The organism is Kitasatospora sp. HUAS MG31 (genome assembly GCF_040571325.1).
In the GTDB taxonomy this organism is placed as follows: domain Bacteria; phylum Actinomycetota; class Actinomycetes; order Streptomycetales; family Streptomycetaceae; genus Kitasatospora; species Kitasatospora camelliae.
The window spans coordinates 6,800,118-6,812,684 of sequence record NZ_CP159872.1 but is presented as its reverse complement, the minus strand read 5'-3'; the positions used below and the strand labels follow the sequence as shown (position 1 = coordinate 6,812,684).

Genomic DNA, 12,567 nt, shown 5'->3' with positions numbered 1-12,567 from the left:
ATGGGAGATCACCCGTGGACGTTCCGGAGATCGGAGCACCCCGCATCAGCCTTCCGCCCTTCACGCTCCTCGGCCACCGCGCCGACGGCCGCCCCATCTACAACGTCGCCGGCGGCTCCGACGACGAGCCCGACATCGAGGTCGACGACGGCGGCGACACCGCCGACGACACCGAGCTCGACGACGAGCCGGACACCGGCGACGACAGCGACGAGGCGACGCCCAAGCCCGCTCCGCCGAAGACCTCGAAGGACCCCGCGCTGGAGCGGGCCGAAGGCGAACTCGCCAAGCTGCGGGCCGCGCTCAAGAAGAGCAACGACGACGCCAAGCGGCACCGGCTCGCCCTGAAGGAGCGCGAGGACCGCGACCGGGCATCCGAGGGCGACCACGAGCGTGCACTGCGAGAGGCCCGCGAGGAGTCCGAGAACCGGTGGAAGCCGCGGATCATCAACCAGGCCGCCCGGGCCGCACTCGCCGAGGCCGGCATCAGCGGCAGCCCCGACCGGCTCCTCAAGCTGCTGGACCTGGACGCCCTGTCCGTCGACGACGACGGCGACGTCATCGGCCTCGCCACCGAGGTCGACCGGCTCCGCGCCGACTACCCCGAGTTCTTCGCCAAGCCCGAGGCGACCAAGCCCAAGGCCCGACCCACCGCCGCCCCCAAGTCCCCGGCCCCGGACAAGCCCAAGAACTCCTGGGACAGGCACGCCGCCCGCATTTTGCAGGGCGGCTGATCCCCCGCCCTACCGTCACACCTGTGCGCGCCGGTGATCGGCACGCCCACTGCACCTGCCCGAGGCGCCCGTGATGGGGCCCGAGCCACACACCGCTCCGCCCCATCACCGCCCAGGAGGGCACCGTGGCACGCAACACCTACGAGGCGTGGATCCCCGAGGAGTGGGACTCCGCCGTCATCACCCGCATCAACCAGATCTCCGCCGTGGAGGCCAAGGCCTCCCGCGTCCCGATGGGCTCCGACACCCGGCACCACCCGCGGTCCGCGGGCATGGGCGTCGACGTCGTCGACAAGGGCGGCACCTACGGCGAGGACACGTCGACGAACGACGATGTCACGCTGACCGCGAAGAAGTTCGGCAAGGCGGTCCGGGTCGCCGAAGAGGACATCAACGACTCCGTCGCGAGCATCCTCGCCACCAAGATGAAGGACTGGGGCGTCTCCTACGCGAAGATCATCGACAACGCGTGCCTCGCCGTCACCGCCGCACCCGGCACCGGCGTCCCGTTCACGTCGCTGTACAGCCTGCTGCACACCACCGACGCGACGCTCGGCTACACCGCCGACACCAACATCACCGTCGCCGCGACCGCTGGCTCCCCGACCTACGCCGAGTTCTCCACCTCCCTCGGCAACCTGGAGGCCGGGGACTACTTCGACCCGGCGACGACCGTCGCCATCGCGCACCCGTCGTTCCGGAAGTACCTGCGCGGCGTCGTCGACACCACCAACGAGCCGATCTTCATCCAGGGCCTCGCCGGCACCCCGGACACCATCTTCGGTGTGCCGATCACCTGGTCCCTCGGTGCCCGAACCTCCCCGACCGCCACCGCAGCCCCGACCGGCCGACCGCTGATGTGCTTCGTCAGCACCGACCTGATGCTCCTCGGCATCCGCTCCGGCCCGGAGTCGGTGTTCATCGACGGTCGTGACGGCCTGTCGGCCCTGACCGACGAGTCGATCCTCAAGATGCGCGCCCGCCGCGGCTGGGCCTACGGCCACCCGGCCGGCGCCGCGATCCTCGTCGGCTGACCCGCCCTCGCTCCTCGCGCCGACACCCACCCGGCGCGAGGAGCACCCCGCGACCCAGGAGGCCGTCATGACGGTGGAAGCGTGGACCGACGCCGCAACGGTCCTCAGCGTCACCGGCGTCGACGTCACCGACGGCAGCATCACCCAGGCGCAGGCCGACATCGAGATCTTCACCGGCCGGACCTACGCGGACACCGAACGAATCCGTTCCCGGGACCTGTACTGGCTCGGCCGTGCCGTCGCCTACCAGGCGGCGTGGCGGCCCGGCCAGCCCGGCATCGAATCCCGCATGGACACCACCGCGCAGTCCCAGGATGGCGTCTCGGCGAACTTCGGCCCGGACGCGGTCGTCCTCGCGCCGATGGCCGCACGGGCGATCAACCGGCTCTCCTGGCGTCGCTCCCGCACGGTGCACATCCGCTCCCCGTACGTCGACGGCAACACCTGGCTCGGCCCGGACCCGCTCGCGGAGGGCAACGACGAGTCGCAGCCCTGGTTCCCGATGGGCGGTGCGCCGTGATCGCAACGACCTGGATCACGGTCCTTCGTGGTGTCGGAACCGACTCTTTTGGCGATGAAATCGACCTCGACACCGAGGCCGGCACGGACGCCCAGACCCGGATCCCCGCCAGCCTGATCGAAGCCACCCGCAACGCCCGCACCCCGGTCAGTGGGAACCCGCGGGTCGTCCGCTCGGCCGTCGGCCGGGTCCCCGCAGGAACGGACGTCACCGAAGAAGACCGGATCCGCGACGAGCGGACCCGCCGCGTCTACTCCATCGACAGTGTCACCCCGGTCGTCGGCCTCGGCTTCACACCCGAGCTGCGGCTGGACCTCACGCTCATCAACTGAACAGGCCAACGAGCCCGGGGAGACCGGGCGGCCACCCCAGCACACGCCACGAGATCCGGAGAGGACGGCGGCGATGACGATCAGGCTTGACCCGAGCGCGGACACACACCTCGACGCCGCTCTCGCGCGGTCGCTTGCACACCTCATGCAGGACATCGCCGCCGACGCCCGCCAGTACGCCCGCGTCAACACCGGCCGGCTCAAGGCCAGCATTCAGTGGGAGGTCTCCGGGCTCACCGGCCGCGTCTCCACCGACGTCTCCTACTGGAAGTACGTCGAGTACGGCACCGCCCCGCACGTCATCCGGCCGAACACGGCGAAGGCCCTGTTCTGGGAGGGCGCGGACCACCCGGTCGCGAAGGTCAACCACCCCGGCACCGCGCCGCACCCGTTCCTGCGGCCCGCCCTGCTTCAGGCCCGGGAGCTGCGATGACCCTCACGCTACGGGCCACCACCGAACTCGTCGCCGAGGCCTGGCTGAAGGGCGCCGTCGGGGACATCGTCGCGACGAAGCTGCCTCGCGACAACACCACTTGGGCGGCGTCCGGGTTCGTCACCGTCGGCACCACCGGCGGCAACACCGGCCTGTACGTGCCGCTCCGCTCCCCGGCCCTGACGGTCACCTGCTGGGCTGTGGCCCCGTCCAGCAACCGGCCGCCGTGGAATAAGGCCAACGTCCTCGCCGAGACGATCGTCGCCGCAACGTTCGACCACGCGAACACGCCGCGGCTCCTCACGCTGCCCGCCGGCTACCCGCACGCCCGGGTGCTGACCGCGTACCCGGCCTATGAGCCGCGCCGCATCCCGGACGATCCCGGCTCCTACGCCCGCTACGACCTCGGGCTCGTCCTGAACTGGGTGGAGGTGTCATGAGCGAGCGCTGGGCGCTGCAGGGTGAGCAGTCACGCGAGCTGTGGACGTGGCGCGGCCGCGTGATCGTGCACAACAGCAAGCCCGAGCTGGAGTTCCTCATCACCGGGGCCAAGCCGGTTCGCTGCCCGCGCAGCATCCCTGACGAGCAGACCGTGCCGCTGCGGTACCACCCGCAGTTCCGGCACCACTCCTTCCCGATCCGGCGGGAGGCCTACCGGTGACCCGCACCACCACGACGCGTAGCGAGGACCCCTCCACCTCGCCGAACGCCGCCACCCCGCCCAACCGGGCAACCACCAGGAGGGACTGACCCATGGCCGTCACCACCACCAACCTCATCCTCGGACCCGCCACCCTCTACCAGGGATCGTTCGGCGCCGCCGAGCCCGCCGACACCAACGTGGCCATCAACGCCACTCCGGCCGCGTCCGCCTGGACCGACGTGGGCGGCACCATGGACGGCGTCAAGCTCGTCGTCGACCAGACCTACACGGCCCTAGAGGTCGACCAGATCGTCGACCGAGCCGGCTCCCGCCTGACCAAGCGGGACATGAGCGTCGAGACGACTCTCGCGGAGCCCACGCTGGAGAACCTGTCGACGCTGATGAACGGCGGCACGGCGGCCTCCGGTTCGGGCTACAAGACGTTCGAGCCGGCGTCCGCCTCCAGCGCCACCCAGCCGAACTACTCGGCGGTGCTCTTCGACGGCTGGGGCCCGAGCAGCTTCCGCCGACGGGTCATCGTCCGGAGGGTCCTCAACGTCGAGTCGCTGGAGCTCGGCTACACGAAGGACAAGCAGACCGGCCTGAAGGCGAAGTTCGCCGCCCACTACGTCAGCAGCGCGATCGCGCCGCTACACATCGCCGAGGCGACGTCGTAGCGCCCCTGTGACAGCCCGGCGGCGACCGTCCACGCCGCCGGGCACCCCCGCCCTCCACCCCGCACCAGGAGACACCGATGCCCCCGCGCACCCGCACCACCACCGCCGTTCCCGCCCCCGCGCCGGACACCGGCTTCACCCCGATCCGCATCACGCCCGCGGACCAGGACCGGCCGGCCGACAGCGTGCCGCTGTTCTACCTCGGCGACGAGGAGTTCCGGATCCCCCGGAAGGTGCCTCGCACCATGGTCCTGGAGTTCATGCGCCTTCAGCGCGCCGAGGGCGAACTCGGCGCCGCCCAGCGGATCCTGGAGCGGCTCCTCGGCCCGACCGCGTACCTCGCGCTGGAGCAGTCCGACGACGTCACCGAGGACCACCTGGAGCAGATCCTGCGGGCCGTCGTCCACCACATCGCGGGCCCGCCGGAGTCGGGAAAAGACTGACCGCAGCGGTCGCCGAGCGGCTCAGCCAAATCGCCTGGATCCTCGACCACCAAGCGGACCTGGACGCCGACTTCCTCGCCTTCTACGGCATCGACCTGGAGGAGCGGGAGATCGGCAGCCGCCGGTTCGTCCAGCTCGCCCAGCGGGTCGCCGCGTACGACGGGGTGATCGCGGCGCGAATCGAGGAACAGCGCGAGCGGCAGAGCCCGCGCCCGGCAGCCGCACCGGAACGGGCGCAGTCCGGCGGTAGCGGAACCACGCAGGTGGAGCTGGCGGCGTTTCGGATGTCCTTCCCCGGCGTGGTGAGCATGACCCGAGCAGCAGAGTAGGAGGTGAACCGCCTTGTCGTTCAGGGTCGCCGAAGGTTTCGTCGAAGTCAGCATGGACCGGTCGAAGTACGACGCGGACCTCGCCCGGCTGAAGAGCCAGAAGCTCGACCTGCAGGCGCTCGTCAAACTGGAAGACGGCGCCGCCCGCGCGCAGCTTGCCGAGCTCGGCAAGAACCTGGCCGTCAAGGTCAAGATCACCCCGGAGCTGCAGGCCGGCACCTACCTCACGCAGTTGCAGCGCATCACCCGCGACCAGGTCGTCAACATCACGGCCGTCCTGAACGCCACCACCTACCTCGCCCAGCTCGAACGCCTCACCCGCGACCAGTTCGTACAGGTCACACCCCGGCTGCGGGCGGACGGCTACCTCACCCAGCTGGACCGGCTCACCCGCGACCGCATCATTGACGTCCGCGCCAACCTGGTCACGGGCGACACCCGCGCCCGGCTGGACACGCTCACCCGTAACCGGCACGTGCGGATCGACGTCGACAGCCCGAACCTGGGCCCGCTCGCCGGCATGTTCAGCCGTGTCGGTTCCAGCGCGTCCGGCGCCTCAGGCGGCGTCGGCATGTTCGGCGGCCGCATCGGCATGCTCGTCGCGGCAGCCGGGCCCGCCGTGCCGGCCCTGGCCTCCCTCGGGCAGGCGATCATCGCGATGGGCCCGGCCGCCGCGGTCGCGGCCCCGGCGCTCGGCTCCCTGATCAGCATCATCGGCACCCTGAAGGTCGGCCTCGGTGGGATCGGAGGGGCGTTCAAGCAGGCATTCGCCCCCGCGGCCGGCGGCGCCGGCGGAGCAGCGTCCGCCACCCACGCGCTCGCTGACGCGCAGCAGCAGCTCAAGCTCGCCATCCGGGACGCCGCCGACGCCAACCGGCGCGCCATCCAGCAAGTCGCTTCCGCCGAACGGGACCTGGCCACCGCTCAGCGAGACGAGAAGCAGGCACAGGACGACCTCAACCAGGCCCGCAAGGACGCCGCCGAGCAGCTGGAGGACTACCAGGCGCAGCTCACCGACGGCGAACTCGACCACCGCCAAGCCGTCCTCGACGTCCAGCAGGCCCAGCAGGACCTGCACGAGACGATGGCCGACCCCAAGGCCAGTGAGCTGCAGCGGCAGCAGGCCCAGCTCGCTTACGACCAGGCCGTGCAGAACCTGGCCGAGCAAGAGACCGCCCAGCGCCGCCTGAAGGCGGAGGCCGAGGCCGCCACCCGAGCCGGCGTCGAAGGCAACGAGCAGGTGCGACAGGCGACGCAGGACGTCGCAGACGCCCAGCAGGACGTCATGGACCGCACCCTGACCCTGTCGGAGGCGCGGATCACGGCCGACCGCACCGCCGAGGACGGGGCGATCCGCATCGCGCAGGCACAGCAGGCCATCGCGGACGCCATGCAGGCGGGGGCGGCCGGCGCGGCGGCGTTCGGCAACGCCATGGCGAAGTTGGCGCCCGCCGCGCGCGAGTTTGTCGACGCAGTGATCGCGCTGAAGCCCGCGTGGGACTCGTTGCGCCTGGATGTGCAGCAGGCCCTGTTCGAGGGCATCGGCGCGAAGCTCACCACCGTCGCCCGCCAAGTGCTGCCGGACCTGCGGGACGGCCTCGTCGGTACCGCCACCGTGCTGAACCAGATGGCGCTCGGGGCGATGGACGCCGTCGACCAGCTGTCCAAGACCGGCACGCTGAAGCAGGCGTTCGCCAGCATCAACGAAGGCCTCGCCCCTCTCCAGCAGGCGCCCGGCCAGCTGCTGACGATTTTCGGGCAGCTCACGGCCGCTGCCGGGCCTGCTTTCCAGCGCATCACCTCCGCAGTCGGTGACGCCCTTGGCGGATTCGGTCAGCGTCTGGCCGCGTCGTTCGCGTCCGGGCAGCTGACCGAGACGATCAACTCGGCGCTGTCCCTGGTCGGGCAGTTCGGCCGTCTGCTGGGGGACGTTGCGGGGACCCTCGGCAATGTCATGAAGGCTGCGGCCGCGGCAGGCGGGGATGCGCTCGGCGTCCTCGGCTCGGTCTTCTCGGAGCTGCGAAAGGTTACGGCTAGCCCCGAGGTGCAGGGCGCCCTGACCGCCCTGTTCGCCACTCTGAACCAACTCGCGGCCACCGTCGGCCCGCTGGTCGGCCAGGCGCTGGGCGTCCTCGGCCCTGCCCTGACCGCCCTGGCCGGGCCGGTGCAGGAGCTGATCCGCACCCTGGGTGAGCAGGGTCTGCGGCCGATCATCGCCGCGCTCGGTCCCGTCCTGCTATCCGCGGCGCAGGCCATCGGACAAATGATCATCACGGCGTCGCCGCTCATCGGCCTGATCGGCACCCTCGCCGCCCAACTCCTCCCCGCCGCCGTACCCTTGATCGACGCCGTCGGGGTCGGGTTCCGCCTCCTGCAGCCCGTCATCCAGGCCGCCGTCCAGGCCCTGCAGGAAGGGCTGAGCCCGATCCTCAGCGCCCTGCCCACGCTCATCGCGCCCGTCGTCGGGATCTTCACCGTCCTGGCGGCGAACCTCCTGCCGATCCTGACCCAGCTGATCCAGCAGCTGCCGCTCGCGCAGCTCGGACAGTCGTTCGCCGACGTTGCCCTCGCCCTCGCCCCCGTCCTCGCGTCTATCGCCGAGCTCCTCGGCGCGCTCCTGCCGCCGCTGCTGTCGCTCCTCACCCCGGTGATCACGATGGTTGCTCGGCTCGCCTCCGTGTTCGCCGGTGAACTCGCCGCGCAGATCCAGCAGATCGTCGTCCCTGCCCTCCGCATGGTCGCCCAGCTCCTGCGCGGCGACCTGTCCGGCGCCTTCGACAGCTTCAAGCAGGTCGTGAGCGGGATCCTCTCCGCCGTCGTCCGGATGTTCTTCGACCTGCCGCTCCAGATCGCCAGCGCCGTCGTGGACGCCGCAGGCATGCTCTGGACCGCCGGCCGCCGCATCATGAGTGGTCTGGCCGACGGCATCCGCTCCATGGCGGGCCCCGTCAAGGACGCCGTGCGGAACGTCCTCGCCGACGCCCGCGACCTGCTGCCCTTCTCCCCCGCAAAGGAGGGCCCGTTCTCCGGCCGCGGCTGGACCCTGTACTCCGGCCAATCCATCGGAGATGGTCTCGCCACGGGCATGCTGCAGCGCACCCAGCAGGTCACCGCCGCTGCCGGCGCCCTAGCTGGTGCGGCTGCTCTGCAGGTCACCCCCGCAGCTATCGGCGGCGGCCTGCTCACCCCGGGTGCCGCCGTCGGCACGGGGACTGCCACAGCCACGCTCGCCCCGGCGCCAGCCGCACCAGCGCCCGCGGCCGGCGCTGTCACCATCCACATGACCATCAACGTGAACGACGCCAGCCTCATGGCCGACGCCGACGCCCGCCGCCGCTTCGCCGACGCCATGGCCGGCGACCTGTCCGACGCCATCCGCAACCGCGACCGCGCGAGGGGGCGCTAATGCCCGGCACCTGGGGCACCATCCAGCTCGGCCGCACCCAGCTCAGGGAGACGTTCACCGTCACCGAGACCGGAGGCGACGCGAGCCTTGACCTGGACGGGCAGGAATCCAGCCCGCCCCTGACCCGCGCCGTCCTCGTCGCCCGGCACGACAATGTTCGCTGCCTGGAACAGGGCGTACCTGTCGCCGTGACGTGGACGGACAAGCCGGAGCGGAACGGCTACTACGCCGTCAAGGGCTCTTCCGCAGCGCTGCGGGAGTACGTCAACGACGCCGTTACCTCCACCTGGAAGGTCAGCCTTGAACGGCTCGGCGCCGCCGGTGAGATCGACCTGCAGAGCAGGCTCACCGGCGTGGTCAGGGCGAACGACTTCTCGCTCACAGGGGAGACCTGGCACGCCCCGCCGATCGGCCACACCACCTACTACACCGGCGCAACCAGCCCCTCCACCATGACCCGCGCCGGCGCCGACGGCACCATGACCGTGTACCGCGGCATCCCCACCGGCGCGTCCCCACGCTGGGGCTGCGACCCGAGCAGCTACCTGACCGGCCGGGTCCGCATCAACGACACCGCGGCCGCGACCGGAACCGGGTTCGAGATCGAGGGCGTCACCCAGCCGCTGCCCGTCGCCGCCTGGACCATGGGCAATGGCCTCGTCAACGTCACACCGACCGCGACCGCCGGGGTGATCGACGTGCAGGCGTACACCGGCAGCGCCTGGCACAGCAAGCTGTGGAACGTCACCGTGGGCGGCAGCAACGTCTCGGCGTGGGACACCGCCACGATCCTTCGCAACGACGTCGAGCAGTGCATCCTCCGCCTCACCGCCCCCCGCTCCCCCGGCCGGGCCACTCTCGACCTCACCCTCCGCCGCGGCTCCCGCATTGTCGAGGCCTACCTCCAGTCGGGCGCAGCTTCCACCCTCGCCATCTACCTCCGCACAGCCGAGACCAACACCAGCGCAACCGCGTCCGGGTACGTCGTCGCAACCGGCAACGACGCGGACGGCAACCGGGCCACCGCCGGCAGCGCGCGGACGTTCACGGCGCACGCCAACCTCGGCGTCTCCAAGGCGAGCACGGCGACGCTCGACTGCTACCTCGGCGTCGTCGCCGGCGGCGGCTCGGCGGTCTCCGGCGACGCGGCAACCGACCTACGCAACCAGTACATCGGCGCCCTGGCCGAGTCGACGTTCGTGGTGAGGCGCTGATGTCCGTCAACCAGGTCCTCACGGCGCTCGGCCGCTGGCAGCTCGAACTCCTCCCCACCACCCCGCGCGAGACGCTCGACGCCTTGGTGGAGTTCGGGCACGTCGCGATCATCCCCGGCCGGGTCGACGTCCGCACCGCCGGCGACGGCCTCCTCACCGCCGCCCGGTACGTCGGCGTGCTCCGCACTGGCACCCGCGCTGACGACGGCCGCACGAAGGTCCCCGGCGACAAGGTGACCATCGGCGGCGCGGGCATGGAGATGTGGCTCGGCGACGAGGACGACAAGGGCTCGGTGTTCGAGAACGCCACCCAGTTCTCCTCCGCCAGCTTCGCCACCACGATCACCGGGTTGCTGCCCGCCTCCGGCGCCATCACCGTCGGCACCCTGTACTCCGTGACCGGCACGTACTCCGGCACGCACCAGTGGCAGACCTCCCGCAAGGCCATCAGCTACGTGTGCGACACCATGTCCACCACGTCCGTGCCCGTGTCGTGGCGGGTCAACGGCAACGGCACCATCGACGCCGGCCCCGAGTCCAACCTGTTCGTCACCACGCCGCAGTGCGCGATCGTTCGCCGCGGCGCCGGCGAGGACATGTCCCTGCGCGCCCTACCCGGACAGCTCAACCTCGCGCAGGACGTGGAGGACTTCACCACCCGGGTCGTCCTCCTCGCCCAGGGCGAGGGCGAGTCCACCGCCACCGGCTCTGCGGACATCAACCCCGGCCTGAACCCGTACAAGGACATCCACGGCAACACGCTGGTCATGACCCGCATGGTGTCGGAGTCAGCCACCTCGCAGACCAACGCGACCGTCCGCGCCCAGCTCGCTCTCTCCCAGTGGGTCGGCCCGCACCGGGCCCTGACCCTCACCACCGCCGACTACGAGATCGACGGCTCGTTCTCGCCCGGGGATTACGTCTGGGCATACGACCCCGACAAGGGCCTCATCGACACCGGCAACGAGATTGTCTTCCGCGGCCAGCGCCTCAACCCGCTCAAGCTGCAGGTCACCGAGACCACGTGGCCCGTCACCGCCGGGCACACCGTCGCCTACCGGTCCGGCGCCGGCACGTGGACCGACCTGACCGACTACGTGGCCTTCGAGCAGGGCACCACCAGCGTCGTCGTCGGCGACTTCGAACGGCAGCTCAACAACTCCTCCGCGGAGCCGGTCGGGTCCCGGCCCAACGCGGACACCTCAATCCCCGGCATCCCGACCTTCGTGACGCCCTTCTCCGGCGCCGCCTACCTCGACGGAAAAGGCTTCACCCGCTCCCGGGTCATCGTCGCCTGGAACGCGCCCAACAACACCGACGGCAGCAGCATCCTCGACGGCGACCACTACGAGATCCGGTACGCCGTCGACACCGACCTCATCTACCCCGCCACCTGGGCCCAGCTCTCCCAGGTCCGCTGGATGGACCTCCAGGAGTGGCGGCAGCCCTTCGCCGCCCCCACCGGGCAGTGGCTCACCGTGTACGTCGCCTGGGGCGACACCTCCGTGCAGCTACAGGACCTGTCCCCCGGTGTCGGCTACGACGTGCAGATCCGCGCCGTCGACAAGGCCGGCAACGCCGGCAACTGGTCCGGCACGACCACGTTCGTCGCGACGTCCGACAACATCCCGCCCAGCACGCCCGCGGCCCCGAGCGTGGCAGGCTCCCGGATCGCCCTCCAGATCACGCACACCCTCGGCAAGGCCACCGGCGGCACGTACAACCTCGAAGCGGACATCCACCACCTGGAAGTCCATGTCGAGTACGAGCCCACGTTCACCCCCTCCACGACCACCCTCAAGGGCAAGGTCTCCGCCACCTCCGGCATGCTGCAGGCGCAGATCCCCGTCGTCACGACCGTCCAGGTCGAGGAGACCTCCGCCCGGTACGTGCGCGTCGTCGCCGTCGACATCGCCGGCAACAAGTCCGCACCCAGCGCCGCGGCCACTGCGACCGCGCTGTTGATCGACGACGCCCACATCTCCGACCTGACCGTCACCAAGGTCACCGCCGGCACGATCAGCGCGGACTGGATCGTCGGCTCCCGCATCAAGACCAGCGACACCGGCGCCCGCGTCGAGCTCAACTCGGCCGGGCTGCAGGCCTACAGTGCGGCCGGCACCCAGACCGTGAACATCGCCTCCGCGGACGGCTCCGTCTCCATCGTCGGCCAACTCCTCTCCGGCACCACCGGTCGCCGTGTCGAGATCAACCCGACCTCGACGCTTCTCCCGGAGATCCGCTTCTACCCGACCTCCGGCTCGAACTACGCCTACATCAACGCCGTCTCCACCGGCACCGACGCGAACCTCGGCCTGAACAGCGGCACGTTCGTTGTCGGCGCAGACACCCTCTACGAGCGCCTGTACCTGACGCCGAACAGCATCCAACTCGCGCTCGTCGACCTGGACCAGAACCGCAAGGGCGGGTACGTCGCCATCTCCCGCAGTGCCGCGTCCCTCGGCAATACGGACGGCTCCCTTGACTACTACCTGTCCGTCCACGACGACGGCCTGATCCTCTCCAGCGGGTACTTCCACAACTACTTCTCGGCGCTCACCAACCGCGACGCCCTGTTCGTCGGCTACCAGGACGTCTCCGGCCTCACGACCGTCAGCTTCGGCTACGGCACGACCATGGCGTCCACGATGGCGCCGGTCGTCACCCTGGCGGACTCCGGAGCGCTGAAGACAACCCAGGTCACAAGCGCCAACACCACTGGCTTCACCGCCTCGTTCAGCGCCGCGGCCAGCGGCGGCGCGAACCTCGCGTTCTGGATCTTCCGAGTCTAAGGAGAGGAGC

At 70.6% G+C, this 12,567-nt stretch carries 12 protein-coding genes; all 12 read left to right on the top strand.

The features are described 5' to 3' along the window. Window positions 1-14 precede the first annotated feature (14 nt). Window positions 15-734 carry a phage scaffolding protein gene (locus ABWK59_RS30460; protein ID WP_354643867.1) on the top strand — a complete coding sequence of 240 codons (720 nt, stop codon included), beginning with the start codon at window positions 15-17 and terminating at the stop codon, window positions 732-734. Window positions 735-859: 125 nt separating this feature from the next. Beyond that, complete coding sequence (locus ABWK59_RS30455) at window positions 860-1,768, top strand: phage major capsid protein (RefSeq protein WP_354643866.1); 909 nt, start codon at window positions 860-862, stop codon at window positions 1,766-1,768. A gap of 67 nt (window positions 1,769-1,835) precedes the next feature. After that, window positions 1,836-2,288, top strand: coding sequence for a hypothetical protein (locus ABWK59_RS30450; protein WP_354643865.1), 453 nt, complete (start codon window positions 1,836-1,838; stop codon window positions 2,286-2,288). Next, window positions 2,285-2,620, top strand: coding sequence for a hypothetical protein (locus tag ABWK59_RS30445; RefSeq protein WP_354643864.1), 336 nt, complete (start codon window positions 2,285-2,287; stop codon window positions 2,618-2,620). The genes ABWK59_RS30450 and ABWK59_RS30445 overlap by 4 nt, the downstream gene beginning before the upstream one ends. A gap of 73 nt (window positions 2,621-2,693) precedes the next feature. Further along, window positions 2,694-3,053, top strand: a complete 360-nt coding sequence (locus ABWK59_RS30440) for an HK97 gp10 family phage protein (protein ID WP_354643863.1) — start codon at window positions 2,694-2,696, stop codon at window positions 3,051-3,053. Beyond that, window positions 3,050-3,493 (top strand): hypothetical protein, encoded by a 444-nt coding sequence (locus ABWK59_RS30435; RefSeq protein ID WP_354643862.1) that lies wholly within the window; start codon window positions 3,050-3,052, stop codon window positions 3,491-3,493. The genes ABWK59_RS30440 and ABWK59_RS30435 overlap by 4 nt, the downstream gene beginning before the upstream one ends. After that, window positions 3,490-3,714, top strand: coding sequence for a hypothetical protein (locus ABWK59_RS30430; protein ID WP_354643861.1), 225 nt, complete (start codon window positions 3,490-3,492; stop codon window positions 3,712-3,714). Before ABWK59_RS30435 ends, ABWK59_RS30430 begins: the two co-directional genes overlap by 4 nt. Window positions 3,715-3,806: 92 nt before the next feature. Then, entirely contained in the window at window positions 3,807-4,373 is a 567-nt protein-coding gene (locus tag ABWK59_RS30425) for a hypothetical protein (RefSeq protein ID WP_354643860.1), read from the top strand. 77 nt (window positions 4,374-4,450) lie between these two features. Continuing rightward, on the top strand, window positions 4,451-4,816 hold the full coding sequence (locus ABWK59_RS30420) for a hypothetical protein (protein ID WP_354643859.1): 366 nt from the start codon (window positions 4,451-4,453) through the stop codon (window positions 4,814-4,816). Window positions 4,817-5,158: 342 nt separating this feature from the next. Next, window positions 5,159-8,551, top strand: a complete 3,393-nt coding sequence (locus ABWK59_RS30415) for a hypothetical protein (RefSeq protein ID WP_354643858.1) — start codon at window positions 5,159-5,161, stop codon at window positions 8,549-8,551. Further along, complete coding sequence (locus ABWK59_RS30410) at window positions 8,551-9,765, top strand: hypothetical protein (RefSeq protein ID WP_354643857.1); 1,215 nt, start codon at window positions 8,551-8,553, stop codon at window positions 9,763-9,765. The genes ABWK59_RS30415 and ABWK59_RS30410 overlap by 1 nt, the downstream gene beginning before the upstream one ends. Further along, window positions 9,765-12,557 carry a fibronectin type III domain-containing protein gene (locus tag ABWK59_RS30405; protein WP_354643856.1) on the top strand — a complete coding sequence of 931 codons (2,793 nt, stop codon included), beginning with the start codon at window positions 9,765-9,767 and terminating at the stop codon, window positions 12,555-12,557. The genes ABWK59_RS30410 and ABWK59_RS30405 overlap by 1 nt, the downstream gene beginning before the upstream one ends. Window positions 12,558-12,567: the final 10 nt, after the last annotated feature.